Source organism: Novosphingobium kunmingense (assembly GCF_002813245.1).
In the GTDB taxonomy this organism is placed as follows: domain Bacteria; phylum Pseudomonadota; class Alphaproteobacteria; order Sphingomonadales; family Sphingomonadaceae; genus Novosphingobium; species Novosphingobium kunmingense.
In genome coordinates this window covers 24694-51455 of record NZ_PHUF01000003.1, presented here as the reverse complement: position 1 = coordinate 51455, position 26762 = coordinate 24694, and the positions used below count along the sequence as shown (strand labels likewise).

Genomic DNA, 26762 nt, shown 5'->3' with positions numbered 1-26762 from the left:
GGCACAACCCGTCATCTGTTCTGCACCCTTGTACCGGTGACAAGCGATCCGGACGGGTTGAGCACGACGATCTGGTTTTCGGCCAAGCCATCGATCACTTCGCCGTATTCGTCGTTGAGATGGCCGATCCGAATAGCCTTCTCGACCGTCCGGCCACGATCGACGACGAATACCCGCCAGCCACCATCTGCGCCGCGGAACAGCGCACCGAGCGGAACCCGCAAGCTGTTTGCCTGACTCCACAGGATGACCGTCGCATTCACCTGAAACCCGTGTCCGAGGCGCGCCGACCGCGGCAGGCTGGCGCGATCGATCGCCACGATCAGGTTTACGCGCTGCTCCTCGATGCCGAGGGCCGAGATCTTCTGCCTGCCGAACGGTTCGATCCTGTCGACATGACCGCTGAGCGGCGCTTCGCCGCCCCATTGCGTGATTTCTACCCGATCGCCAGCCTTCACGCGGACCGCTTCTCGCGACAGCAAATCGACGACCACTTCTATTTGGCGTGGATCACCGATCGCCATCAGCGGGGTGCCTTCGGGGACAATTCCAGCGCTTTCGTTGATCACGGACAGAACCGAGCCGCTGGCCGGGGCCCGAACCGAAACCAGATCCCCTGACGGCCGACCCGTTGCGGCCAAGCTTTGGGAGGTGATGCGGGCCACTTCGGCGCGTGCCTGGGTGAGCGCCGCTTGCTGCGTCGTTACCCTGGTCCGCGCCGCTTCGAGTTGGGAGCGAGGGAGGAAGCCCCTGCGATGAAGTTCCTCGGCACGGACGCGGTCGCGTCGTGCCTGAACCAGTGCCGCCTCGATACCGCGTTCGTTTGCTCGGGCTGCAACGAGTGCGCCGCGCAAATCTTGCCGGCTTCGCGCGTCTAGCGGAATTGAAGGGCGCGCGGATATGCGCGTGATCACCGTTCCGCGCACGATCGGATCGCCGACGTGCAGCTCGATCCGCGGGAGATAACCGGTGACCGGCGCGGAGACGACAAAAAGCTCCCTTGCCCGCGTCACACCATCATCCGTGATGCCGACTACCATCGGCCCGAGCGACACCTTGCCGGTGTCGATTGGCACTGCCCGCGGCCAGAAAGCGTATGCGAGTCCCGCGGCCAGCATCGCGAGGATCAACAGCGCCCAGCGCCAGCGTCTGAACAGCGCCCCCATCACTCGCGCCCCTTCAGAACACGGACCATGTCGAGCTTCTGGACGCGCCGGGCCACGGTCAGCGCTGTCGTCATGGCGGCGATCAGCACGATCACGCTCGACCAGCCATAGCTTGCGCGCGACGGTGCAAAGGGCAGGCGGAACAGGTCAGAACTGAACATCGCGGTCATCAACTGGCCCATGCCGTAACCGACGAAGCAGCCGATCGGCAAAGATGCCGCCACGAGCAGGCCCAATTCGCCCAAGAGCACCAGTCCTACCTCGCTGCGAAAATACCCGAGCACGCGCAGCGTAGCCAGTTCGTGCGCGCGTTCCGAGAAGAGTATCCTTGCGCTGTTGTACACGACCCCCACCGCGATGGCCGAAGCAAAGGCAACGTAGAATGCTATCATGGTCAGCATATTGTCATCGATCATCGCCCTGAATTTGACCAGTGCCGCCGCCTTTTCGGTTACGCCCAGGATCATCGGCGCGTCTCTCAGGCGGGTCAGTATGCTGTCCCGTGCTGACGGATCGATCCGGACGAGGGCAGCGCCGACCGGAGACGCATCGCGCGTGATGCTCTCCAACGTCTGCTCGGAAGAATAGGCGCGCGCACCGACGAACTCGTCCACGATGCTCGCGACCGGCAGGGAGCGCTGCGTACGGCGGCCACCCAACATTTCCACGTCCACGCGATCACCTATGCGCACGGCAAGTTTGCTGGCCAGCTGACTGCTGAGCATCAGGCCTGAGGCCGGAAGGGCGACAGCATTGCCATGGCGGTCGATCCGCAAGCCAAGCTGCGAATTGGCAGGCAAGCTCTCGATTGCGGTCCGCTCGATGCGCTTGCCATTGCTTAGCTTGACCGAGACGGCCCGGGTCGGCTCGACCCGGAGCACCCCGGGAACCTGAGCCAGCGCGTACAGCGCGCTGGCGTTGCGCGGCTCGGTGAACGTAACCGTCAAGTCCTGCCGCTGGGCACGGAAGAAAAAGGAATCGATCATCGTCCGGCTCGAATCGATGAATTGCGTCGTGGCAAACAGCAGCCCGCCCGAAAGGGCAACGCCCGACACGGTGATGACGGCCCGCCCGGGCCAGCGGGCGATATGCCGCACGATCATGTGCCCGATGGCGGAAAATCCTGCCGCCTTGCCCAGTCGTTCAACCGTGCCCGCGCGATAGGCCGGTGGAGGCGGCGGCGACATCGCGACAGCCGGGGTCAGCCGGACAGCGGAACGCACGCCTCCGATCGCCCCGAGTGCCGCTGCGGCAAACGACAGCGCCGCGGCAGCGACAATAACCGACAGTGAAATGCGGTAATAGAGGAATGGAAAGCGATAATACTGCGCATAAAGCCGAGTCATCGCATCACCCATCCAGATACCGGCGGCGGTGCCCATCACGGTAGCAAGCAGGGCAATCGCAAGGGCGAACTTGAGGTAGTGGCGCCCGATCGCCCAATCGGAATAACCAAACGCCTTGATCAGACCGATCTGGGTCCGTTCGGTCCGGATCATTCGCCCAAGCACGATGTAGACAAGGAAAACTGCGACCAGCAGGAACACCGGCGGAATGACCCGCGTCATCGCGCTTAGCTGCATGAGTTCGTTGTCCAGGAACGCGTGGCTGAGGTGGTCCTTGCGGCCATATGCACCCGATCCGCCGAACGGAGCGAGGATGCTGTCCAGGGCGTGAATGACGTCTGACCCGGACGCGCCGCGTTCGAGCGTCAGCGACAGCGAATTGATCGCCTCGGTGCGGTCGGTCGCTGCTTCGAGCGCCTTGCGGCCGATCCAGAACACGCCAAATCGCTCGTCGTCCGGAATGATGTCGCCTGGCGCCAGGGCATAGATGAAATTGGGAGCCAGCCCGATCCCGACGATCCGCAGGTTCTGCTTGCGGCCGTAAATCAGTGCCTCGATCTGACTGCCGACAGCAAGGCCGTTCGCCTTGGCGAAGGCTTCGTCGGCGACCACTTCGCCGGGATCGCTGGCACGCGGCAAGCGGCCTTGGCGCAGCGTCACCTGGTTGAGGTGATTGGGTCCGTCTGGTTCCACTGCGTTGAGCAGTGCCCGGACCGGGACCACGCGGCGAGGGAAGTTCAATGTGGCATACTGCTGGATGCCGCCTTCTGCCCGCCGCACTCCCGGTATCGCTGCAATTCGATCGACGACGCTGCGCGGGGCGCGGGTCATCCCGACAAAGATGTCACCAAAGTGATTTCGGGCGTAGTAGGCATCGCGGGTTTCGGCGAGCGAGCGATGCACGCCCAGCGACATGACGAACGTTGCGGTTGCCGCCGCGAGGACCAGTGCAATCGCGATGGCCTGGCCGCGCAGGTGCCAAAGATCGCGCACGAGCTTGAGATCAAGCGACCTCACCAGCTTATCGCCGAGGGTTGAGCGGGCTGCGCGTTCACCTCGATGCGCGCGATCCGTCCGTCGAGAAACCGGAACACGCGATCGGCCATTGCAGCGATGCCGGCATTGTGCGTGATGATTACGACCGTGGTGCCAAGCTCGCGATTGGCCTGCGCAAGAGCTTCTAGGACGCGGATCCCCGTTGCGCTGTCCAGCGCGCCGGTCGGCTCGTCGCAGAGCAGCACGCTTGGCCGTTTGGCGATCGCGCGGGCGACGGCCACGCGCTGTTGCTCCCCTCCGGACAGCTGTGCCGGATAATGGTCGCGCCGGTCCAGCAGGCCGACCAGGGCGAGCGCGTCGGCAGCCGGCATCGGGTCAACGGCGATGTCGGTCACCAGCCGCACATTCTCTTCGGCCGTCAGGCTTGGAATGAGGTTGTAGAACTGGAAGATGAAGCCGACGTGGTCCCGGCGAAATCGGGTCAGGTCCGCATCGTTCAGACAGGTCAGCTCGGTTTCGCCGTAGTGCAATTTACCGGATGTCGGTCTGTCGAGGCCCCCGATGATATTCAACAGCGTTGACTTGCCGCTCCCGGACGGACCAAGCAGGACAAGGATTTCGCCGGTTGGTATGGCCAGGTCCACTCCGCGCAAGGCCCGAACTTCGGTATCGCCCGTCTTGTACACCTTGCCCAGCCCTTCAGCCGAGAATGCGAGGCCTCCCGCCCCGGCGCCAGCTGTGGAAACCCTGCCCATTGCCAATACGCCTTGCCCGTTGCCGCAGCTCGCTTCCCTCGGTTGGACCGATCTGCACTGGCTGCGGCGACCTGCCATTGCGCTGAATCAAATAACCGTCGGTGCCGCCGGTCATGCTCGCCGGGCAGCGTTCGATCAGAGAGCGCCTTATGCCGTTCTGAGTCCAGCCAAAAGGTTCGTCGCCGGGCTGCATTTGGATCAAGCGACTTCGCGCACCCACGATCGGTGCGGACACGAAGGCATCCTAGAGGCCAAGGTTGATGGGCGCGTCCTGTCGGGCGATCGCGCGGGACAGTTGCTGCGACACCGCCTGGGGCGATTGCGAGCGCCGGCAAAACTGCCTGTACAGCAGCGGAATGAGGAACAGGGTGACGATCGTCGCGATCGAGACACCGAACACCACGACCGCCCCGATCGACTGGCGCGCATGGGCGCCGGCTCCGCTGGCGAGCATGAGCGGCATCGCTCCCATGACCGTGGCGAGCGAAGTCATCAGGATCGGTCGCAGACGGCGCACGGCCGAAGTATGAATAGCCTCGGCGAAGTCCATACCGTCGTCGCGCAGCTGGTTGGCGAATTCCACGATCAGGATGCCGTTCTTGGCGGCGAGGCCGACCAGCATGATGATCCCGACCTGGCTGTAGAGATTGAGGGTGTTACCGGTCAGCCCAAGGCCGAGGATCCCCCCGGCAAGGCCCATGGGAACCGTAGCTATTACGATCAGCGGGTGCAGGAAGCTTTCGAACTGCGCCGCGAGCAGCAGATAGACGATCACTATGGTCAGGCCGAAGACCAGCCAGATCGAACTGCCGGTCTGGCGATAGGACTGGCTTTCGCCGCGGTAGCCGACCTGGAGGACTTCCGGGCTGGCCTTCGCCTGCTGCTCCAGCCAGCCGAGGGCAGTTCCCAACGTATAGCCCGGCGCAAGCCCTGCTGTCAGCGTGATCGCCCGCATCTTGTTGAAGCGCCCGAGTTCGCTGGCGGAGGCCGTCGAACGGGTGCGGACCAGGCTGGACAGGGGGACCAACGCTCCGCTCTGCGCGCGCACATGAACCGTGTCGAGACTGTGCTCGTCCATCCGGTCGAACCGGTCGGCCTGGACGATGACGTAATATTCCTTGCCGTTCTGCACGAACGACGAGGCGCGCCGCGATCCCATCATGGTCTGCAAGGCCTGGCCGATTTCGGAAACCGAGACGCCAAGATCCCCCGCGCGCGCGCTGTCGACGTCGATCAGCAACTGAGGCTTGGTCTCGACGTAGTCCGCATCGAGATTGACCAGCCCCGGATAGGAACGGGCTGCATCGAGGATCCGGTCGCGCGCGAGGGCAAGCTGCGCATAATCGCTGCCGGCAAGCACGAACGCCACTGGATCGCCCCGTCCCCGCCCAAGCGCAGAAGGCACCGACGCGTTGCCGCGCACCCCGGGAACCTCGGCGATTGCACGGTTCACCTTCGTGGCGATTTCGCCGCTGGTTTCGCTGCGCTGCTCCCATGGCTTCAGGAAGACATTGAGCTGGGCGGTGTTGAAATCGTCGCTCCCGCCGTACCGCGCGTTCCAGCCGCGCACCGCGCCCTTCCCTTTCAAGGGTGCAACGCCCTTCTCCACCGTCCGGACGTCCTTTTCGAGCTGGTCGAAGCCGGTGCCTTCGATGGTCGCAAGACGGACCTGGACGATGCCGGTATCTTCACCCGGAGCAAGTTCGCTTTCGATGGTGGTCCACGCAAGTCCCGCAGCGACCATCAGGCCGACGACTGCCGCAAACACGCTGAGGGGCCTGGCCATCGCCTTGACGAGCATTGCCGAATAGACGGACTCGACGCGGTCGAGCGCCTGCGCGATCCGGCCTGCGATCCTTGATGGCTTTTCCTTTCGAAGGAGCTTCGAGCACAGCATTGGCGCCAGGGTCAGGGCGAGGAAGCCCGAAAAAGCGATTGCCCCGATCATCGCGGCCGCCAGTTCGCGGAACAGCAGGCCGGCCTGCCCGGGAATAAACATTATCGGTACGAACACCGCGCAGACCACCAGCGTCGTCGACAGGACCGCGAAGGCCACCTGGCGCGACCCTTGGAACGCCGCAACCAGGGGTGATTCGCCCAGTTCGATCCGCCGGTGCACGTTTTCGAGCACGACGATTGCATCGTCGACCACCAGCCCGATCGCCAGGACCAGTGCCAGCAGGGTGAGAAGGTTGATCGAATACCCGCACAGCCATAGGACCAGCATGGCGCACAACAGGCAGACCGGCACCGTGAGCGCCGGGATGATCGTCGCCCGGACGCTGCCCAGGAACAGCAGGATGACCGCCACGACCAGCACGGCCGCCTCGATCAGCGCATGCCATACGCTGTTGATCGCGCGGTCGATGAACAGCGAGCTGTCGCCGCCGGCGTAGATCCGGACACCATCGGGGAGTTCGGTGTTGAGCTGCCGGACGGCGGCGCGCATCCGGGCTGCGACGTCGAGAGTGTTCGCGTCCGACTGCTTCGTGATCCCCAGGCCGACCGCGCGCTCGCCGTTGTAGTGGAATCCGTTGTAGAAGCTTTCCGGGCCGATCTCGACGCGCGCCACGTCACCAAGCCGGACGAGGTAGCCGTCGCCACCCTTGCTTATGACCAGCGCGCGGAAGTCTTCGGGCGAGGTGAAGTTGCGCGCCATGCGCATTGTCACGTTCTGGCTCTTGGCCTCGATTCGCCCGGCCGGCAATTCGACGTTCTGCCGGCGCAGGGCAACCTCGACGTCGGTCGGCGTCATTCCGAAGGCGACGAGGCGGCGGGCGTCGAGCCAGACCCGCATGGCCGGCTTGGTCCCGCCCAGCATCTGCACGCGGGCCACCCCGTTGATCGTCGAAAGGCGTTCGAGCACGACACGATCGACGAAGTCGGCAAGCTTTTCGATCGACCAGCCCGGAGCGCGGACCGAGAAGAACATGATTGGCTGATTGTCGGCGTCGATCTTCGTCGTTTCGGGCGGCTGGGCTTCGGCAGGAAGGTTTTCTGCGGCGCTGCTGATGCGGTCGCGGATGTCGTTTGCGGCGGCATCGATGTCGCTGCCGGGGGTGAATTCCACGCTGATCCGCGATGACCCGTCGCTTGAACTGGAGGTGATGGTCTCGACGCCGTCGATGCCTGAGAGCCGGGATTCGAGCAGCTGTGTTATCCGGCTTTCGATCACCGATGCCGAGGCGCCGGTATAGGAAGTCTCGATCGAAACGACCGGCGGATCGATGTTCGGATACTCGCGGACCGACAGGTCGAAGAACGCGGCCAGGCCGGCAATCGAAAGCAGGATCGCCACAACCGCGGCAAGAACCGGTCGCCGGATCGAAAGGTCGGACAGAGTCACTGTGCCGCCACTTTGCCTTCTGTGCGAACCTTCATCCCCGGGCCGACCTTGACCAGTCCCTTGTCGATGACCAGGTCCGTCGACAGGAGCCCCTCGGTCACCTCGACCTGGTCAGCCTGGCGCGCGCCGATCTTGACCGGGCGGCGGCGCGCCTTTCCTTCGCGGTCGATCACGTAGACGAACTGGTCGGACCCCTCCGTAACGATGGCCAGTTCGGGAACGGCCAGGGCTTGGCGCTGGCCGACCTCGATCTGGACGTTGAGCAGCATTCCCGGCTTCAGCGGGCCGCCGGCATTTGGCAGGATTGCCCGCGCCATCACGGCGCGCGTGCTCGGATCGATGACGGCGTCGACCGCCTCGATCGCGCCGGTGAAGGTAATGCCGGGGTAGGCCTCCGAACGGGCGGCAACGCGCACGCCCGGCTTCAATGCGGCCATCAGCGTTTCGGGGACGGCAAAGTCGAGCTTGATGCGCGAGGGATCGCTGATCGTGACGATTGGCGTTCCCTGGTTGACAACGGCGCCGGCCGAGATGGAGCGCAGCGACGCCAGGCCCGAGAACGGGGCGCGGATGACGCGATCGTCGATCGCGGCGTTTGCCGCATCGACAGTGGCGCGCGCGCTGTTCAGTGCCGCGACCTTGGCATCGACAATCGCGTTGGTCACGAACCCGTGGGCCTTGAGCGCAACGACCCGGTCAAGCTGCTGCCTTGCGTTGATCGCCTGGGCTCGGGCGCCCTCACGGTCCGCGATCTGCCGGCTTTGCGCCAGGACGGCGATGACCTGCCCCTTGCGCACGGGTTGCCCGTCGGCAAAGTTGACCTGCACGATCCGCGCGGTGACCGGAGAGGCAAGGACCACCTGCTCGTTGGCCCGTGCGGTGCCGACAGCGTCGATCCGATCGACGAACTGCATCCGCGTCGGCATGGCCGCGTGAACAAGGGGATCATCGCGCTTCTCGCGGACGGGATCGCTGCTGCACGCGGTAAGCGCCGCTGCCAGCGACGCAAGCATCATCCCCCACATCTTCATGGCAGCGAATAGACTACAGTAACCTGTCATGGACCTGACGTCGGGCCGCCGGCGCCAAACCCCCAGCCACCCGTCGCCAATGCCGGGGGCGATGCGACAGGCCCCTGACAGCATAGCCTGCCAAATCGGATCCATTGGGAAAGAGGAGCAGGAGGCTCAATTGCTTAAGACTGTATTGAAAACCGTGTCGCTTTGCGCGGTCGTCGTCCTCGCGGGTGCCGCGGCGGATCCACTCTACACGCTGGACAAGACGGTTACCCTGCCGAGCACCGACACGGACTGGGATTACATCAAGCTACAGCCGAACAGCGCGCGCCTGTTCATCGCCCGCCGCAAGGACGGCCTGACCGTGTTCGACGTGAACTCGCAGCGCGTGGTCGGCCAGGTGGCCAATTCGGTGGGGGCAAACGGCCCTCTGCTCTTGCCGCAGTTCAATCGCGGCTACGTGGCGATGACCGACGGATCGCTGCTGAGCTTCGAATTGAAGTCGCTCAAGGTGATCAAGCGGCTGCCGCTGGCCAATGACGGCGGCCTCAACGGCGTCGTCTTCGATCCCGCCACGAAGCGGATTCACGCGGTCGTCGGTTCGCGTCCGGCCCAGGCCACCTGGTTCACCCTCGACGCGGCGACCGGCGAACTGCTGGGGTCGAAAGTCTTTCCGTTCAAGAAGATGGATGATCCCTCACCCGACGGAAAGGGCAACCTCTTCGCCCCGGCGCGTTACGACGGCATCCTGCTGCAGCTCGATTCGACGACACTGGCGGAAAAGGCCCGTTGGCCGATCGCCTGCGAACAGGTCGTGGCTGTGGAATACCAGGCCCATACCGATCGCATCCTGATCGGCTGCCGCGGCGACAAGCCGGTGTTCCTCGCGATCAACGCCCAGACCGGTGCCGAAGTGGCCCGTCTCCCGATCGGCAAAGGCATCGACGGCATGGCTGTGGACGAAATCCGCCACCGGATCGTCACGACCAATGGCGGCGATTCCTCGATGTCGGTCATCGAGCAGGCAGGACCGGACAGCTATCGCCTGCTGGGCAACGTCCAGACCCGTCCCCAGGCCCGGGTGATGCAGATCGACGAACACAGTGGGCGCGTTTTCACGGTTACGGCCGATGCGACCTTCCCGGCCCCCGATGCGAAGGGCGTTTCGGTGCCGACGTTCCACCCGAACAGCTTCACCATCATGACCTACAAGCCCAATCTTCAGCACTAACTCCCACCCCTGTCCACTCCTTCGGGAGTGGGCCCTTTTGTCCGGGAACAGGGTCACACCACGCCGCCGCCGACAAGGCGGCGTTAGTCTAACCGACTGCCGCGCGCGACGCAGCGGCCTGTCCGGACGAAAGCGACAGGTAGGCATCCGGCGCGTTAACCAGCGCTTGCCCTTCAGCAGAAAGGACGAAGCGCAGGAAAGCCCGCGCCGGTTCGATGCGCGGCTCGTCGCCCAACTTGGCATAATAGGCGTTGACCAGGCGGCCAAGCGGGTAGGCTCCGGCCTTGATCGTCTCGGGAGTAGGATAGACGTCCCTGCCCGCGGCATCCGTCACGGCAACCGTCCGAACTGCGCTGCTCTTGCCGGGAGCTGTCCCCAGGGCCAGCGCGAAGGGATCCCGCCGCACCGCAGCATGCATCAGTCGCGTCGCCGCCGCTTCGGCGCCTTGCGGGCGCGGTGGCACAGGAAATTCGGTCATCCGTTCCCACGCCAACCGATTGCTATCTCCCAGAAGCCGCGAACGGAAAAAGCGGCCTGTGCCGCTTTCCGCTTCCGGCGCCAGAAGGTTGATCGCCTGGTCGCGCCACCGCCCCGTCAGGCCCAGTTGTCCCCAGGTGCGGATCCTGGGCGTCTTGTCGCCGAACACGGCGCCCAGCGGCTCGATGCCGATCCGCTGCAGCGGGTTGCTCTGGTGGACCATCACCGCCAACGCCGGGGACATGCCGGGCGTCGCCGCGCTGCCATTGGCTATCGGGACGCCTTGCGGCCGGAACCGGTAGATCCATTCGAAGGCCTGGATTTCCGGTTTTGTCGCATCGCGCCCGATCAGCGCGAGATCGCAGGTCGCGGTATAGAGGCCGGCCATCGCGATGTCGCTGCCCGCCAGATCGCTGAGCACCCGAATGTCCGGGCGGACCTTGGCAAAGGCGCGAATCCAGATCGCAAGAAGCGGCTGCAACGCCCGCGTGCCGCCGATGCGCAGCACGCCGGGAAGGCCGTGCGGGGGCGGTGGGAGCGCGGCGGATCGTGCCGTCAACGGCCATGCCAGCGGTGCGGCGACCATTGTCGCAATGAGGTCCCGGCGCTTCACTTCAGCTTGCCCCGTTCACGATCGAGGAATTTCTGGCCAAGCGGCAGATAGCCGCTGTGCTCGATCAAAATTCTCTGCCCTTCACGCGACAGCAGGAAGCGCAGGAATTCGCGCTGGGCAGGGTCCATGCGCTTGCCGGGCGGCACATCGACATAGGCCGGAATGATCCGGACGAGCGGATAGGCGCGATCGATCAATGTCGCCGGCGTCGCGTGAACGAATGGCCCTTTCGCGGTCCAGGCCAGCGGCACCGCGCGGACGTCCTTCGTGGCGTAGCGCACGTTCGAGATTGCGATGCCGGCCCTGTCGCCCGCCAGCGCGTCGACGATGCGCTGCCCGTGATCGTAGGACGTGCCGTCGGGGTGGGTCGTGTGCTCGTATTCGCGCATGGCCCCGTTCCAGCGATGGCTGCCTTCAAGCACGCGCTCGCGGAAGAACAGGGCAAAGTCGACGTCCGTGCGCCAGCCATAGGGCTGGATGGCGGACCCTGTCAGACCGCCCCGGATTCCCAGCTGGTCCCAGCGCCGCAGGTTCATTCCGTTGCGGCGCGCGTCCTGGCCGAATATCCCGTCGAGCTGGGCCAGCGTCAGCCCCGGCAGCGGGTTGTCGCGATGCACAAAGATCATGTGGGCATAGTCGTAGAAGTTCACATCGACGCTGCCGGTTGCGATCTCGATCCCGGTCGGATCGTAGCCCCTGGCGCGACGAAAGGCCCGCAGGGCCGCCGGGCTGATCTCCTCGCCCAGGATCGCGATGTCGCCGGTTCCCGAATAGAGCGCCCCGATCGCCGAAGCCGTGCCGTACATCCGGTTCTCGAACGTCACCCGCGGCTGGTGGCGCGCGAACTCGGCGATCCAGGTCGTCAGCAATTGGCCCATGAAGTCGCGCTTGAAGCTGCCGTGCCCCCAAATCCGCAGGCGGCCCTCGACCGTCTCGGCAGGGCGGTATGCGGGGAGGCTCTCGACAAACGCCAGGGCCGGATCGTCGCCCAGCAGGTGGCGAGTCGATTCCGCCTTCGCCGCTGGCGCGCACAGGACGGCGAAGCCGATACCGAGCGTGGCAAGAAGCCTGTTCACTGCGCCACCTCCAGCCTTTCCAATTGCGCGCGCGCCGTCGCCTCGTCGAGAGGCAGATAGTCCCCGTCCCGTTCGAGAAGGGCCTGGCCGCCGCGCGACAGGACGTAGCGCAGGAAGCCGGCAAGATGGGGGGCAAGCGGCCGCCCCGGCTTGCGATCGACGAAGGCGAAGACCTTGCGGGTCAGGGGATAGCGCCGCGATCCGACCGTGGCGGCATCGGGGGCGAGCGCCGCGCCGGTGCCGGCCGAAACCTTGAGCAGCTTGAACCCTTCGCGCGCCTGGGCGGCATTGGCGATCAGCAGGGCCTGCGGGTCGCCAGCCGCACCTTGCGCTGCACGGTCGACCGCCGTCGCCAACGTTCCATCAAGACGGTAGGCCTCGCCATATTCGGCTATGCGATCCCAGCACATGCGGCGATCGCCCTGCGTGACCTTGTCCTGCAGCCAGATTCCCGTTCGGCTCGCCATATCGAAGGTGTGCACCCGGATCGCTGCGCCTTGCCAGGCGCCGCCCAGGCCCAGATCGCCCCAGTTTCGCACCGGGTTCGTCTGTCCGCCGCAATCGATGATCCGGGCAAGCTGATCGAGGCTGATCTCGCCAAGAGGGTTGCCCTGGTGGACCAGCAGGGCAATCGCGTGGGACTTGCCGGGCGTGCCGACGCTGCCGGTTGCCACTTCAATCCGCGTGGCGTGGTATTGCTTGGGACGGGAAAAGCCGTTGTCGTCGACCACGTCGTTTTCACGGCCCATCAGGGCAATGTCGGCAACGCCGCCAACCAGGCCGTGGATCGCGCTGTCCGATCCACGCATGGCGAATTCGAACCGCACCTCGGGATGGTCCTGCCGGTAGGCCTCCGCCCAGGTCTCGGCAACGCCGAGCAGGGCCGGCGTCCCCCAGATGCGTATCGCCAGCGGCTCGGCCTGCGCCGCCGCCGCTGGCAACACCAAGGCAACAGCCGCCATGACCGCGATCACGTACCGCTTCATCCCAGGATCCTTCGCTGGCGGGCCGCGAAAGGCGGGGACAACGGCAGGTATCGGCCATCGCTGTTGATCGCCTCCTGTCCTTCGCGGCTCAGCACAAAGCGCAGGAACTCGCGCGCGGGGGGAGCGACGCGCCCGTCGGGACGACGGTCGATCACCGCGGGGAGCGTGCGTGCCAAGGGGTAGCTTTGATCGATTAGGGTGGCTTCGCTGACCGAAACGAATGGGCCGGCCGGGGTATGAGCCAGCGCCAGCGGCTTCACGTCCGGCCCGGCGTAGCGGATGTTCGAGACCGCGATGCCCGCAGGGTCGAGCGCAAGCGCGTCAAGCACCTGCTGGCCATGATCGTAGATCGTGCCGTCCGGGTTGTTGATGTGGGCGTAGCCCTTGAGCCTGGGATTCCAGCGATGGCTGCCGAGCAAGACCGCGTTGCGAAGGTAGAAGCCGAAACTGTCGTCGATCGCCCAGCTGTAGGGCTGGATCTCGCGCCCGGCCCATTCGCCGGTGAGGCCGAGCTCCGCCCAGCGGCGGATGTTGCGAGTGCCGCGGCGGTGTTCGGTCCCGAGGATGGCGTCGAGTTCGACCAGCGAGATCCGTACCAACGGATTGGTGCGATGGACGAAGACCATCTGGGCGTAGTCGAAATTGCGGATGTCGACGCTGCCTGTCATCAGCTCGATCCCGGTCGGCGCATAGCCTTTGACGCGTTCGAAGGCGCGCGCCGCATCGGGAAGTATCTCTTCGCCCAGCAGGGCTATGTCGCCCAGCCCGTTGTAGAGCGCAGGAATGCCCGAAGAGGTCCCGTAAAGCGCGCGCACCAGCCGCGCCTGCGAATGGAACTGCTGGAAGCCCTCGGCCCACTTGTCGACCAGGTAATGCATCCACGGCAACTTGCGATTGCCATGTCCCCACAGTCGGATCGCGCCGGTGATCCGCTCTTGCGGCCGGTAGCGCGGCATCGCCGCCGCGGCTCTCGCCGCAACGCTGCCGGCGGGCTGCGGCCGGGGTTCGATCGTCTGGACCGCCGGGGTCAGCCTTTGCCCCCGCACCGGCGCGGCAAACGCGGCAAGGCCCGCCGCGATGAAGCTTCGCCGGGCCAGGCAGCCGGGACCGCTCATATCGCGTCGAGCTTGGCCAGCTGTTCGCGCGCCGCCTGCGCGGTCAGGGGCAGATACTTGCCGTCGGCCTGGACGGCTGCCTGGCCTTCTCGGCTGAGGACATAGCGCAGGAACTCGCGCTTTAGGGGATCGATCGGCTTGCCGCGCTGCTTCTTGAGGTAATAGTAGACGTCGCGGATCAGGGGATAGGTCCGGTCCTGCACGGTCTTCAGCGTCATGGGCACCGGCTGGCCGCCGTTCTGCGAGAGCGCAACCATCTTGACCGAGGGGTTGGCGAACGGAATGCCGGTATAGGCGATGCCGTACTTGTCGCCGGCCAGCGCGTTGGTGATCAGTTCGCCCCCGGCAGTTAGCGATCCGTCGGGCTTCAGCCCTGCGACGTTCGAGAAGGCGTGCATGTTCTCGTTCCACTTCGACGAGCCGCGCAGCACCTTCTTGTCGATCTCGTCCTGGAAATGGTACTTCGCGTTGTAGCCATAGACGGTGATCGGCTTGTCCGCCCATTCGCCTTTGAGCCCGAGCTGACCCCAGGTGCGGATGTTCTTTTCCGGCCCGCGCGCCCAGTCGGTTCGCCAGGTCAGCCCGTCCCAGCCGCCATCGCGCGGCGCCCCGAAGATCCCGTCGAGCTGTTCGATCGAGAGCGCATTGAGCGGATTGTCCTTGTGGACGAAGGCGCCAAGTGCATAGGTCCAGCCGCGCACGTTGTAGCTGCCCGTCGCCATGATGATCTCGACGATCTCGGTCGTGCTAGAACCGTCGTCACCGCCGCCCGCGCCTTCGCGTTCGAAGCCCTTGAGTTCGTCCCACAGCGCTTGTCGGCCCATCGGCGCCAGATCGGCCACGTTGGCGATCAGGCCCGGAAAGCCGACCGCCGAGGAATAGAGGTTGTTCTCGAACCGGACCTCGGGATGATGCTTGCGGAAGCCCGCCTCCCAGACGTCGGAGAGGCCCGAATCCTTGATGTAGTTGTTGCCCCACTGCCGAAGCGTGCCCTTCATCGGCGCCGAGGGCCGGTATTCGGGCAGGCCCGACAGATCGAACTGCGGTTCGTAGAATTTCTGGACCTTGCGCGTCTTTGTGCCGATTGCGCGGGCCTTCGACAGGGCATCGGCGTCGCGGGTCGTCGGCGGGGCCGGATCGGGCGTGCCTTGCGCGACTGCCGGTGACGCGATGACAACGATGGCCAGTAGTGCAGGCAGCCTCATCCGCCCTCTCCTGTTGCCGCAGCACCGAGCTTGTCGATCTCGACCAGCTGCGCGCGGGCCGCCGCTGCGGTCAGCGGCAGATACTTGCCGTCCTTCATCACCAGGGCCTGGCCTTCGCGGCTGACCACGAAGCGCAGGTACTCGGCCACCAGCGGATCTAGGCGTTCGCCCGGCTTGCGGTTGGCGTAGAAGTAGACCTCTCGGGTCAGCGGATAGGTTCGCGCCTGCACCGTTTCCAGAGTCGGCATAAGGTAGGGTCCGGCTGCGGTGCGGGCCAACGGCACCGTCTTCACGTTCGGTTTGTCGCGATAAAGCATCGCCGTGTAGGTGATGGCGTAACGGTCGGTGCCGAGATCGTCCATCATCTGGTCGCCCGCGTTCCAGAGCTTGCCGAAATCGCCTTCGCCTTCGCGCACCTTGTTGCTGTATTCGATCAGCTTCTCGTTCCACTTGTAGCCGCCGCCCATGACCTTTTCGGCGAAGTCGCGGGGAAAGTGGAAGTTCAGCGTGTAGCCCAGGACGCGGATCGGCTTGTCGGCCCATTCACCCTTGAGCCCGAGCTGGCCCCAGGTGCGGATGTTCTTTTCAGGACCGCGGGCGACCGAGGCATCCCAGCTGTTGAGGTTCCAGCCGCCCTGCCGTTCGGCGCCGAAGATCCCGTCGAGCTGTTCGATCGTCAGGCGCTGGATCGGATTGTCCTTGTGGACGAAGGGGACCAGCGCGAAGGACCAGCCCGAGACGTCGAACGACCCTGTCGCCATCATGATCTCGGCCGGCAGCGTTCCCATCATCCGCTGGTAGGCCTGCAGTTCCTCCCAGCTGGGCCGGCGTCCCATGGGCGCGAGGTCGGCCTGCCCGGTGTAAAGCCCCGCCATGCCGATGAAGGTGCTTGCCAGGTTGTTCTCGAAGCGCACTTCAGGATGGTATTTGCGGAACGCCTCCTCGAAATAGCCTTCGAGGGGACTGTCGGCGAGGTAGTTCGAACCCCATTGCCGGATCACGCCGCGCATCGGCGCGGCGGGCCGGTATTCGGGCAGACCCGAAAGATCGAACTCCTTCGTATAGGCGCGCCGCTGTCCCTTGGTCTTCAGGGCTTCGGCCCGCGCGTTCTGCAGGTCGAGCGAGTTCATCGAGCCGACTTTCGGCGGCTGTGCCGAAGCGGCTCCGGCGCACAGAACGAGCGAGATCAGGCAGAGGCGGATCATTTCGCGTCCGGTTCCAGCTTGGCAAGCTGGTCGCGCACGACCTGGGCCGTCAGCGGGGTGTAACGCCCTTCGCGCTGGACCTGGTCCTGGCCCTGCCGGCTGAGGACGAAGCGCAGGAACTCCTCGACCTTGGGCTCCATCGCCTGGCCCGGGGCCTTGTTGGCGTAGAAGAATATTTCGTTGATCAGCGGATAGCTGCGGTCACGAACCGACTCGAGCGTCCGGGCGACGAAGGGCCCGCCGTTGAAGCCCTGCACTGGTAGCTCCTTGAGCTTGTCGCCAAGCGACAGCGGCGAGGCGATGCAGATCGCCAGCGGATCGTTCTCGGCGAACTCCTTCACTTGCCCGCTCCACGACGCGATCGTTCCTTGCGGCGTCGCGTAGTTGGCGAAGGCCTGATAACCTTCGACCCACTGGTCGCTGCCGCGCAGCACCAGATTCTGGAACACAACCTGGATGTTCGCGCGCGGGCTCTGGCCGCAGGGGTGGATCGGCCTGTTGGCCCATTCGCCGGTCAGGCCGAGCTGCCCCCAGGTGCGGATATTCTCGTCCGCGCCGCGCCTGTAGGGATAGTCGTTGCGATAGGTGCTGCCGTCATAGCCGCCGTTGCGCGCCGTGCCGAAGACGCCGTCGAGCTGCTTCATGCTGATCCGGGTGATGGGGTTGTCCTTGTGGACCAGGATCACGAAGCCCGGCGACCAGCCGTAGACGTCGTAGGACCCCGTCGCCGCCGTGATTTCGGTGATCGGGTACTTGTAGACCTGTTCGAAGGTCAGGTGGTCCATCAGCGTTGCGGGCCGGCCGACGCCGAGATCGGCGACCTTGCCAGCGACGCCCGGAACCGCGATGCCCGCTGTCGGCAGGTTGTATTCGATGGTGATGTCCGGGTGGAACTTGCGGAACTCGCTTGCCCAGTATTCGCCCAGCGGGCCGTCCTTCAGATAGTTGCTGCCCCAGATCCTGAGCGTTCCGGACACTTTCCGTTTGGGCTGGTAGGACGGCAGATCCGACAGGTCCCACTTCTTGGTGTAGCCGCCGAGCGTGGCCTTCTGCTTGCGAAAGCCGGTGACGTCGAGCGTCCAGATGCTGCGGTTGGCGTTGGTCGAGCCATCACCCTTTTCGGCGGCGGCCGGTGGCTTGGGCGCAGCCGTTTGCGCCAGCACGGGCATGGCGATGGCAAGGGCAGCCAGGGTGACAAGGCTCTTCACGCGATCTCTCCTCATTTCGCGGTAACCTGCGGGACGACGATATCCAGCTTGGCACGTTCGGCCGTGGCCACGGCAGCGGTCAGCGGCAGCCACTTGCCGTCGCCGGCGATGATCGCCTGGCCCTCGCGGCTCAGCACAAAGCGCAGGAACTCGCGCACACCCGGTTCGATCTGCCGACCCGGCTCGGCATCGGCATAGGCATAGGCTTCGAGGTGCAGCGGGTAGGTCCGGTCCTGGACGCTGGTCAGGGTCGGCAGGACGAAGGGACCTGTCCCGTCCCGTGCGATCGGCACCATCCGGGTGCCGGGGACCGCCACGCCGCTATCGGCGAAGGTTATCGCGCAGCGCCGCCGCGCCACCGCGGACACGCGGTCCGATTCGGGGCTGCGGCGGCTGCCGTCGCGGTTGAGGACCAGCGGCATTTCGTGCGCGCTGTCGTTCCAGATGTTGCCGCCGACCAGCGCCTTGCGTTCGAACACCGACATGATGTGGTACTTGAGCGGCGGCACGATCACCGAGATCGGCTGGTTGGCGCAGGAACCCTTCACGCCCAGTTCGCGCCAGAAGCGGATGTTCTCCGCAGCCGTCCGCCCGGCCTGGCGTCGCCAGGTGGTCGACACCCAGCCGCCGCGTCGCGGCCCGCCGAAAATGCCGTCGAGCTGGCGGATGGTAAGACCCTTGAGCGGATTGTTCGACCCGACGTAGACCGCCAGCGCCGGACTCCACCCGGTGACGTCCAACGACCCCGTGGCCACCTGGAACTCGCGCGGCGAACGATCGTGCTTGAGCTGGAAATCGTAGAATTCACCCGCGAAATAGGTGCTCCACTTGCGGCCGATCGACAGGTCCACCTTGTGATTGATGAGGTCGCCGTCCTTGAGCTCGAACCGTGCCGCGGGATGAATGCGGCGGAACGCCGCCATCAGAGCCTGTCCGGCCGTTCCTTCCATCAACTGGCCGCTCGCGGGCATGCGGATAGTGCCCGCGAAGGCCTGCCCCGGCTGATAGGCGGGCAGGCCGGAAAGGTCGAACTGGCTGCGGTAATAGGCCTTTGCCGGATCGGTCCGCTTCGCTTCGTCCGGGCTCTCGCCGTCCCACTTGGCGGGAGCGATCTGCTTGAGGTGAAGCCCGAGGGCGTGCGGATCGACCCGCTCTCCGGCGGCCTCGAGCTTGGTCCGCATCTCGGCGGCGCGCCGGGCCGGTAGCGTGATCCACTTGCCGTCGCGCTGCACCGCGTCCTGCCCGTCGCGGCTGAGCATGAAGGTGAGGAATTCCTTCACCAGCGGGTCGAGCGTCTTGCCCGGCGCAAGCCTGACTTGGGCCCATTGCTCGATGAACAGCGGATAGGACCGATCACGCAGGCTCTGCATCGAAATGGGCACGAACGGCCCCTTCGCGGTCCAGCCGATCGGAACGGCGCGGACACCCGGGCGGTTGGAGCCCATGTCCGAGAACGAGATGCCGTAGCGGTCGCCAGAGAGGTCGCGAACCATCTCGACCGACGAGGAATAGCGCGATCCGTCGGCGTTCGCTTCGTGGCTGTATTCGCGGGTGGTCTCGCTCCACACGTCTCCGCCCTTGAAGACCTTGCGTTCGAAGCCGAGCTGGATGTTGTACTTGAGCGGCCGGCCGTAGATCGCGATCGGCTTGTCGGCCCATTCCCCCTTGAGGCCGAGCTGGCCCCAGGTGCGGATGTTCCTGTCGGAACCACGTGCCACGCCGGGGTCCCAGGTCGTCCCCTTCCAGCCGCCGGTCCGCGACCCGCCGAAGATTCCGTCGAGCTGGTCCAGCGAGAGGTGGGCGATCGGATTGTCTTCGTGCACGAAGATGACAAAGCCCGGACTCCAGCCCGGAACGTTGTAGCTGCCGGTTGCCCAGTCGATCTCGAACAGGCGCTCGCCGGTAGCAAGTTCGTACTGCGATGCGGCGCGCAGGCGGTCGGAGATGCGCGGTCCGGTCTCTATGTCGACCGCGCCCGAAGCGATCGTGCCCTTGGGCACGATTTCGACCTTCACCTGCGGGTGAAAGCGCTGGAAGGCTTCGATCCACTGGTCCTTGATCAGCCCGTCGTGCAGGTACAGTCCGGACACGCGGATCCGGCCCTCGAGCTGCTTTGCGGGCCGGTAGGGCGGGAGATCCGCGAGCGGCTGCAAGTCGGTATAGAACCGTTTGTGCTTGCGCGCCTCGGTGCGCGAATCGTGTTCGCCTCGGATGATCAGGTTCTCGCGCATCCCGTCACCCAGGCGCGCGAGAATCTGCTCATAGGTTTCGCCCGTCGGACGCTTGTCCTCCTGGGCTGCGGTCCCGGTCGCGGCGACAAGCGCCGCGACCGACAGGACTGCGAAGGCTGACTTCAATCGCATTGCCTGGCCGTCAGTCCAGCTTCTTGAGCTGTTCGGCGAGGTATTCCGCCGTCAACGGGTAATAGTAGCCGACCCGGGCAATGATTTCCTGCCCTTCGCGGCTCAGCACGAAGCGCATGAACTCGCGCACCTTGGGATCAAGCTTCTGGCCAGGCGCCCGGTTCACATAGAAGTAGGCGTCTCGGATCAGCGGATAGGTGCGGTTGGCCACGGTATCCGGCGTCAGGGGAACGGCAGCGCCACCGCTGCGCGGAATGACGTTGAGAATCTTGACGTTCGGATAGTTCTTCGCGTGCATCAGCGCGACGATGCCCATCCCGTTGGGGTTCTTCGACAGCTCCTCGAGGCCGACGGTGCTGGCAACCGCGGCACCAAGGGTGTCGGGGACGGTCTGCTTGGCCTCCACGTACTCCTTGAAGTTCGGGTTCATCTTGTACGACCAGTGCAGCAGGTGGCGCTGGATCGCGATGGCGAAGCCCGGGGCGGCGTAACCGAAGGTCTCGATCTCCTTCTTGGCGAGAGCGCCGCGCACGCCGAGCTGGCCCCAGTTGCGGATGTTGGTCGAACGGTCGCGGGCGAACTTCGATGTGAACTTGTAGTCGCCGTTGTACAGTTCCCAGCCGCCGCTGCGTTCCGAACCGAAGACGCGGTCGAGCTGATCTATCGAGATTTCGTTGATCGGGTTGTCCTTGTTGACTGCAATCGCCCAGGCGAACAGCGAACCGCGCTTCTCGTAGCCGCCGGTCGCCACCGAGATCTCGGTCGGCATATAGCCGAAGGTGTTGTAGAACGGCATCATGTCGGTGATCTTGGCGTCGTCGCCCATCGGCGCGACGTCGGAGACCCCCATGTAGAGCCCGGCGATGCCGCCTTCGCTCGACGGGATGTGGCTGGTCGAAACCTTGGCTTCGGGATGGAACTGGGCAAAGCCTTCGGCCAGCTGGTTGACGGCGTTCTTCAGTTCGCTGCCGACGATGCGAAAGCCGCCGACGACCTTGAATTCGGGCTTGTAGGACGGCAACCCGGGAAGCTGCGGAGGGGGCAGTTCCTTGTATTCCGCCATGGTTTCCGGGCCGGTCTTGCGCAGGCCTTCCTTGACCTTGTCGAACGCCGCATAGGTCGCGTTTTCGGCCAGCAGCCTGGGACGAAGCACGCCCTTGAACGCTTCCGACTTCTCGAAGGCGACGGGATCGCGGTATTCCATCAGCAGCCAGTTTTTCCCGCCTTCGCCGCGCTCCAGGTACATGGTGTAGCGCATCAGCAGCTTGCCGGCGATCTGGCCATCCATCAGCGGCTTGATGTAGCCATGGGCGAACTCGCGGGTCTTGGCCGCCGGAACGGCCGGTTCGTAGAGATTGACCTTGAACACCGAGTTGTTCGAATCGCGCGGGGTCTTTTCACCATGGGTCAGCACGTCGACCCGCTTGATCTCGAGCGCGGTGGGCAGCTTGGGCTGGCCTTCGCGGGTCCAGGCATCGTAAGACCCTTCGCTCGGAAACTCGAGCGCGATGAAGTCGGCAAAGCCGGAGTCCTTTTCCTGGTCGGATTCGAGCCAGAGGACGTCGGAAACCTGGCCCGACTGGCGCCACGCCGACAGTGTCGAGGCAAGACCTTCCGGGGTGCGTGCTCCGGCCGGCAGACGGAGAAGGACGTGTGCCGGGTCGGCGAAGGCGGGTCCCGCGAACAGGGTGCTCATCGCAAGAAGCAGGCCGGTCAGCCGCTTGGATCGAAATATGACGATGCGTCGCATGGTAGCTTTCCTTCTTCCTCTGCCTGACTGGCAGAGATTGTTTGTTGTCGTCTCAGTCCAGTTTGGCGCGCTCACTGGCTAGCATGGCGGCGGGCAGCGGCAGGTAGCCGGCGTCAGCCAGCAGCTTCTGCCCTTCGTCGCTCAGCGCGAACCGCAGGAACTCCCGAAGCTTCGGTTCGAGCGGGCCACCTGGTTTCCGGTCGAAGTAGATGTAGATGTTGCGCACCATCGGATAGGTGCGATCGCGGAAGCTCTGTTCGCTGGGCATGACGAAGTTGGTCGTGCCGCGTGCGGCGATCGCAAGCGGCTTCAGCCCTTCGATCCCGGCGGCCTGCGACATGATCGACCACCCGATCGAACATGGCTCGCGGGCGATCTGCTGGCTGAGCATGTGCCGAGCGCCAAGGCGACCGGCCGGGCGTTCGTCGGGGGGAAGCTGCTTGCTGCCGGATTCGACGTAACCCCGGTAGTTCGCGTTCCACTTGTCGCTGCCTGCCAGCACGTTCAGCTGGAAGAAGCGGGTGGTTCCCGACGGTCCATGGCCATAGGTCTTGATCGGACGATCGGCGCAAGGCCCGGTCGTCACGCCCAGCTGGCGCCAGGTGCGGATGTCCCTTTCCGGTCCGCGAGCGCCCTTTTCGGTCCATTCGAAACCGCGCAGGCCGCCGGACCGTTCGGATCCGAAAATCCCGTCGAGCTGATCGACCGTCAACTGCCTGAGCGGGTTGCTCTTGTGCACGAAGACGACCGGCCCGTTCGAGCGCCCTTCCTGGTCGAAGGAACCCGATGCGACCGTGACGTAAGATGCGTGATACCCGTGCGTTTCGAAAAAGCTCAGGGCCTCCACGATCGCCGGTTCGCCACCGTTGGGGCCGAGGTCGGTCACCCGGGTGACAAGGGCGGGAAACGCGGCGTCGCTGGTCGGCAGGCTGTTTTCGAACGTCACGTCCGGCTGGTGCCGACGGAACGCCTCCTGCCACTTGAGATAAACGCCGCCAAGACCGAAGCCGAAGCTGCGGATCACGCCCGAGACCTTCTCGCCGGGCTGGTACGGCTCCGCCTCGACCGTAGCCGCTGTCGCGAGGAGCGACAGGGCTGCGAGCCGCGCCAGAGCGGCACCGGGTCCCTTGCGGGACATGATTGGGAACGCTCTGGTCATGATCAGAAGTTGTAGCGTGCCGTGAGCGTCAGATAGCGCGGATCGCCCGGCTGGATCTGGACGCGCCCCTGCGAACCGCCACCCGAATTCTGGAAGTAGGTCTTGTTGAGGACGTTGCCGACCTTGAGATTGATCGAATAGCGATCGCGCGAATAGTAGAAGCCCATGTCGACTACCGTGTAGGCGGGCAAGTCCAGCCGCTTGAGATCGCTTAGCTGGGTCGGCAGGACACCTTCGCGCTGGCCGGTGTAGGTCACCCCCAGACCGACGCCGAAGCCATTTTCCCAATCGTAGCGGGTCCACAGGTTGGCCGCGTGACGCGCGACGTTGGGCAGGCGGCGACCTTCCTGGAATTCCAGGCCGGGACCGGTCGTCAGGACCTTCGCGTCGATATAGGTGTAGCCCAGGATGACCTGCCAGTTGTCGAGCGGGCTGAAGTTCGCCTCGGATTCGAAGCCCTTGGCGCGCGACTTGCCAAGCTGGACGGTGCAGCTGCCAAGAGGGCAGATGGTCTGCGTGGTCTGGCCGGTGTTGTCGATCTGGTAGACCGCCGCGGTGAAGTTGAGCTTGCCATCGAGCAGTCGTTCGGTCTTGACGCCGAACTCGATCTGCTTGCCGGTGATGGGCGTGAAGTTGTTCTGCCCGTTGACGTCGAACAGGCCCGGATCGACGGGCACGAACGATTCGGCATAGCTGCCGTAGAACGTGATATTGTTGCTCGGCTGGATCATCACGCCGGCGCTCGGCAGGAAGTCCTTCTTGGTCGTCTTGATCTTGAGGCCGTTCGGGTCGTTGCGCCGGTCGGCGTAGGTCTTCGACGTTTCGCTGAACTTGCGCGCGGCGAGGCTCACCTTGAGCCAATCGGTCAGGGTGACCAGGTCGGACAGGTAGATGCCGTAGTTGCGCGACGTGATCTGGCGGTCGGTCAGGCCCGAGGCGGCGCCGGCGGGCATGCTGTCGAACGCCGGGAAAGCGGTCAGGTCGGGGTTGTAAAGCGCCACGTCGAGGCAGATCTGGCCTGCCGGGCAGACACCGGTGGTAGTGTTGCGGTTGCCGCCGTTGAAGAACTTGAGGCGATTTTCGCGAACGAAGTCGATCCCCGCGTTGATGCCGATCAGCAGCTTGTGTTCGATGCTGCCGGTGTCGAACGAACCGGTCAGGTTGAGATCGCCGTAATCGTATTCGCGGTGGGTCTGCAGCTGGCGGGCGCGGCGGGTGACGCGCAGTTCACCGTTGTATCGGTTGACCCCGGTCGAGCTGATGTCCTGCTGGTCGCTGTTGTAGCGGACATGGCGATAGCCCGCGTTGATCTTCCAGGAATTGCCGATTTCCTGATTCAGGAACGCGCTGATCGTCGTGCCTTTCTCGACCCGGTAGTTGTCGGGCTGGGTGTAGGCGGTCTCGATCGGTGCAACCGCGTTGATGTCGTAGATCGTGCTGGTTGCCGAAGTGGCGCCGTCGAACGGAGCGGCAAGGCCTACGTCGAAATGCTCCTTGGTCCGGCGGTATTCGCCCTGGATCGTCAGCTTGGTCGAAGGGCCGACTTCCCAGGCCAGGCTCGGCGCGATGAATTCCTGGTCGTGATAGGCATCGACGCGGAAACCCTTGTTGCGGGTCAACTGGCCGACCACGCGGTAGGCTAGGGCGCCGTCATCCATCAGACCGCCAGTGCTGTCGAAGGCCCCTGAAATGCTGTTGTGATCGCCAAACGCACGCGACGGGCTGGCAAAGGTGTTGCCGCGGAACTCGATCGTGGTCTTGGCCCGGGATTCCGGCTTCTTGGTGATCATGTTGATGAAGCCGCCAGGCTGGATCTGGCCGTAGAGCACCGACATCGGGCCCTTGACCAGTTCGACCCGCTCGATGCCGATCGTCGGCGGCGAGGCATAGCGGCCGGTCAGTCCGGGCAGCCCGTCGACCATCAGGGCGTTGCGGTCATCGCCGCTCGACTTGAAGCCGCGCAAGGTGATGTCATAGGCGGTCACGCCCGACTTCTTCACCCCGGTCATGTAGTTGTAGAGGTCCGAAATGTTCGTGGTCTCGAGCGATTTGACGAACTCCTCGGAATAGCTCGAGACCGAATAGGGGGTGTCGAGCACCGCCACGTCCATCTTCATCGCGCTCTTCGAGCCCTGGTCGAGGAACTTGCCGGTGACGACGATTTCGGTGTCGGTCGACTGGCTGTCGTCGATGGTATCCTGGGCAGTCTGATCCGGAGCCGCCTGCGCGATCGCGGTCGCGGGCAACACTCCGATCGTGGCGACAGCCGCCAGAAGCTTGTGCGAGTACTTCATATCCCTTCCCCTTTACTTGATCGGCCCGGGTTTCTTTTCGACAGGCCGCACTGCTTTAGAATCTCAACCTTCTGAGAGTATTGGAAATGCCGAGCCTGCCAGGGCCGCGACCATCATCAGAAGGCAGATCAGGATGGCCCATTTGATCGTGAATTTCTGGAGCGCCCCGAACTCCACGCCAGCCAGGCCGACGAGGAGATATGTCGAAGGCACGAGCGGGCTCAGCAGGTGTACAGGCTGGCCGATCAACGATGCGCGCGCCATCTCGACGTCGCTGATCCCGTAGTGGCTGGCCGCTTCCGCCACGACCGGCAAGACCCCGAAATAGAACGCGTCGTTCGAGACGAAGAAGGTCAGCGGCATGCTGATGATCCCGACAATCGGAGCCAGGAAGGGCCCCCAGCTTTGCGGGATGATCGCCAGAAGATTGCGCGACATCGCCTCGACCATGCCGGTCCCGCCGAGAATGCCCGTGAACACGCCGGCGGCGAAAATCAGGGAGACCACGGCGACAACTTTCCCGGCGTGCTCCGCCATGCGCTGCCGCTGCTCTTCCAACGAAGGATAGTTGATCACCAGGGCGAGCGCGAACGCGATCATGAACAGGATCGGCAAGGGCAGCACCGCCAAGATCAGGCAGATCATCAGGCCTGCGGTCAGGACCGCGTTGATCCACAGCAGCCTGGGCCGGCGCAGCTCGTCGGCATGATCCTCGCGCGGCAGCATGGCAAACTCGTCGCCCGCATCGTCCCGGCGGCAGTCGATCGACCCCGTCGCCGCAGCGCCGAGCGAAGCGAACACCTGTCCGGTGCGCGGTCGACCGAGGGTCAGGAAACCCAGGCGGCGCCGTTCGACAAGGCCAAGATACCACGACAGCCCGATCACCCCGGCAACACCCACCGCCATCGCAGGCAGCATCGGGATGAAGATTGCCGAGGGATCGACGTGAAGGGCAGTTGCGGCGCGTGCCAGCGGTCCGCCCCACGGGGTCAGGTTCATCACCCCGCCGGCGAGAATGGTCACGCAGGCGAGATTGATGGCGTTCATGCCGAGCTGGTGGTAGAGTGGCAGCATCGAAGCGCAGACGATCATGTAGGTCGTCGAGCCATCGCCATCGAGCGACACGAAGGCGGCAAGGATCGCCGTTCCCATCAAGACCTTGAGCGGGTCGCCCTCGACCAGACTTAGAATGTAGCGGACGACCGGATCGAACAGCCCGGCGTCGATCATGATGCCGAAGTAGAGGATCGCGAACATCAGCATCAGGCCGGTCGGGGCAATGGCCTTGACTCCGTCGAGCATCATGGCGCCCAGATCGGAAACCGCCGTCCCGGCCAGGAGAGCAAAGGCAATCGGCACGACGATCAGCGCGACGAAGGGCGACATGCGCTTCGTCATGATCAGCGTCGTGAAAGTCACGACCATGCCAAAGCCAAATATTGTCAGCACTTGAGA

The 26762-nt window shown here is 64.6% G+C and carries 18 protein-coding genes; 1 reads left to right on the top strand and 17 read right to left on the bottom strand.

Annotated features, from left to right (window positions below):
• Nucleotides 1–11: 11 nt before the first annotated feature.
• The 5 genes from B0I00_RS06310 to B0I00_RS06290 form a co-directional block, all read right to left on the bottom strand.
• Nucleotides 12–1166, bottom strand: a complete 1155-nt coding sequence (locus B0I00_RS06310; RefSeq protein WP_100866561.1) for an efflux RND transporter periplasmic adaptor subunit — start codon at nt 1164–1166, stop codon at nt 12–14.
• Nucleotides 1166–3529 (bottom strand): ABC transporter permease, encoded by a 2364-nt coding sequence (locus B0I00_RS06305; protein WP_100866560.1) that lies wholly within the window; start codon nt 3527–3529, stop codon nt 1166–1168. Before B0I00_RS06305 ends, B0I00_RS06310 begins: the two co-directional genes overlap by 1 nt.
• Nucleotides 3526–4263, bottom strand: coding sequence for an ABC transporter ATP-binding protein (locus B0I00_RS06300; RefSeq protein WP_100866559.1), 738 nt, complete (start codon nt 4261–4263; stop codon nt 3526–3528). The genes B0I00_RS06305 and B0I00_RS06300 overlap by 4 nt, the downstream gene beginning before the upstream one ends.
• Nucleotides 4264–4507: 244 nt before the next feature.
• A complete protein-coding gene (locus tag B0I00_RS06295) occupies nt 4508–7609 on the bottom strand; it encodes an efflux RND transporter permease subunit (RefSeq protein WP_100866558.1) in 3102 nt (1033 codons plus the stop codon).
• Nucleotides 7606–8625 carry an efflux RND transporter periplasmic adaptor subunit gene (locus B0I00_RS06290; protein WP_232730146.1) on the bottom strand — a complete coding sequence of 340 codons (1020 nt, stop codon included), beginning with the start codon at nt 8623–8625 and terminating at the stop codon, nt 7606–7608. Before B0I00_RS06290 ends, B0I00_RS06295 begins: the two co-directional genes overlap by 4 nt.
• Before the next feature lie 175 nt (nt 8626–8800).
• Between B0I00_RS06290 and B0I00_RS06285 the strand changes: the two genes are divergently transcribed.
• Complete coding sequence (locus B0I00_RS06285; RefSeq protein ID WP_157812485.1) at nt 8801–9856, top strand: YncE family protein; 1056 nt, start codon at nt 8801–8803, stop codon at nt 9854–9856.
• Nucleotides 9857–9944: 88 nt separating this feature from the next.
• Here B0I00_RS06285 and B0I00_RS06280 read toward each other — a convergent pair whose 3' ends face one another.
• From B0I00_RS06280 to B0I00_RS06225, 12 genes are all read right to left on the bottom strand, one after another.
• Nucleotides 9945–10892, bottom strand: coding sequence for a PstS family phosphate ABC transporter substrate-binding protein (locus B0I00_RS06280; RefSeq protein ID WP_198519159.1), 948 nt, complete (start codon nt 10890–10892; stop codon nt 9945–9947).
• Nucleotides 10893–10942: 50 nt separating this feature from the next.
• A complete protein-coding gene (locus B0I00_RS06275; protein ID WP_100866555.1) occupies nt 10943–12022 on the bottom strand; it encodes a PstS family phosphate ABC transporter substrate-binding protein in 1080 nt (359 codons plus the stop codon).
• Nucleotides 12019–13008, bottom strand: coding sequence for a PstS family phosphate ABC transporter substrate-binding protein (locus B0I00_RS06270; RefSeq protein ID WP_100866554.1), 990 nt, complete (start codon nt 13006–13008; stop codon nt 12019–12021). Before B0I00_RS06270 ends, B0I00_RS06275 begins: the two co-directional genes overlap by 4 nt.
• Entirely contained in the window at nt 13005–14123 is a 1119-nt protein-coding gene (locus B0I00_RS06265; protein WP_100866553.1) for a PstS family phosphate ABC transporter substrate-binding protein, read from the bottom strand. The genes B0I00_RS06270 and B0I00_RS06265 overlap by 4 nt, the downstream gene beginning before the upstream one ends.
• Complete coding sequence (locus tag B0I00_RS06260) at nt 14120–15328, bottom strand: PstS family phosphate ABC transporter substrate-binding protein (RefSeq protein ID WP_100866552.1); 1209 nt, start codon at nt 15326–15328, stop codon at nt 14120–14122. The genes B0I00_RS06265 and B0I00_RS06260 overlap by 4 nt, the downstream gene beginning before the upstream one ends.
• The gene (locus tag B0I00_RS06255) at nt 15325–16533 is read right to left on the bottom strand and encodes a PstS family phosphate ABC transporter substrate-binding protein (RefSeq protein ID WP_198519158.1); all 1209 of its coding nucleotides are present in this window, start codon (nt 16531–16533) and stop codon (nt 15325–15327) included. The genes B0I00_RS06260 and B0I00_RS06255 overlap by 4 nt, the downstream gene beginning before the upstream one ends.
• Nucleotides 16530–17741 (bottom strand): PstS family phosphate ABC transporter substrate-binding protein, encoded by a 1212-nt coding sequence (locus B0I00_RS06250; RefSeq protein ID WP_157812483.1) that lies wholly within the window; start codon nt 17739–17741, stop codon nt 16530–16532. The genes B0I00_RS06255 and B0I00_RS06250 overlap by 4 nt, the downstream gene beginning before the upstream one ends.
• 11 nt (nt 17742–17752) lie before the next feature.
• Nucleotides 17753–20098, bottom strand: coding sequence for a PstS family phosphate ABC transporter substrate-binding protein (locus tag B0I00_RS06245; protein WP_100866550.1), 2346 nt, complete (start codon nt 20096–20098; stop codon nt 17753–17755).
• 16 nt (nt 20099–20114) lie between these two features.
• Nucleotides 20115–21854: a PstS family phosphate ABC transporter substrate-binding protein gene (locus B0I00_RS06240; RefSeq protein WP_100866549.1), complete on the bottom strand. Its 1740-nt coding sequence runs from the start codon at nt 21852–21854 to the stop codon at nt 20115–20117.
• Nucleotides 21855–21906: 52 nt separating this feature from the next.
• The gene (locus tag B0I00_RS06235) at nt 21907–22992 is read right to left on the bottom strand and encodes a PstS family phosphate ABC transporter substrate-binding protein (protein ID WP_157812482.1); all 1086 of its coding nucleotides are present in this window, start codon (nt 22990–22992) and stop codon (nt 21907–21909) included.
• A 23-nt stretch (nt 22993–23015) separates the two neighbouring features.
• The gene (locus B0I00_RS06230) at nt 23016–25307 is read right to left on the bottom strand and encodes a TonB-dependent siderophore receptor (protein ID WP_100866547.1); all 2292 of its coding nucleotides are present in this window, start codon (nt 25305–25307) and stop codon (nt 23016–23018) included.
• 63 nt (nt 25308–25370) lie between these two features.
• A complete protein-coding gene (locus B0I00_RS06225; protein WP_100866546.1) occupies nt 25371–26756 on the bottom strand; it encodes a CitMHS family transporter in 1386 nt (461 codons plus the stop codon).
• Nucleotides 26757–26762: the final 6 nt, after the last annotated feature.

Bases quoted from the DNA above. Each gene is read 5' to 3' on its own strand.
- B0I00_RS06270 (WP_100866554.1), bottom strand. From the start codon at position 13,008: ATGAAGCGGTACGTGATCGCGGTCATGGCGGCTGTTGCCTTGGTGTTG.
- B0I00_RS06235 (WP_157812482.1), bottom strand. From the start codon at position 22,992: ATGTCCCGCAAGGGACCCGGTGCCGCTCTGGCGCGGCTCGCAGCCCTG.
- B0I00_RS06265 (WP_100866553.1), bottom strand. From the start codon at position 14,123: ATGAGCGGTCCCGGCTGCCTGGCCCGGCGAAGCTTCATCGCGGCGGGC.
- B0I00_RS06310 (WP_100866561.1), bottom strand. From the start codon at position 1,166: ATGGGGGCGCTGTTCAGACGCTGGCGCTGGGCGCTGTTGATCCTCGCG.
- B0I00_RS06260 (WP_100866552.1), bottom strand. From the start codon at position 15,328: ATGAGGCTGCCTGCACTACTGGCCATCGTTGTCATCGCGTCACCGGCA.
- B0I00_RS06255 (WP_198519158.1), bottom strand. From the start codon at position 16,533: ATGATCCGCCTCTGCCTGATCTCGCTCGTTCTGTGCGCCGGAGCCGCT.
- B0I00_RS06300 (WP_100866559.1), bottom strand. From the start codon at position 4,263: ATGGGCAGGGTTTCCACAGCTGGCGCCGGGGCGGGAGGCCTCGCATTC.
- B0I00_RS06290 (WP_232730146.1), bottom strand. From the start codon at position 8,625: ATGATGCTTGCGTCGCTGGCAGCGGCGCTTACCGCGTGCAGCAGCGAT.
- B0I00_RS06230 (WP_100866547.1), bottom strand. From the start codon at position 25,307: ATGAAGTACTCGCACAAGCTTCTGGCGGCTGTCGCCACGATCGGAGTG.
- B0I00_RS06240 (WP_100866549.1), bottom strand. From the start codon at position 21,854: ATGCGACGCATCGTCATATTTCGATCCAAGCGGCTGACCGGCCTGCTT.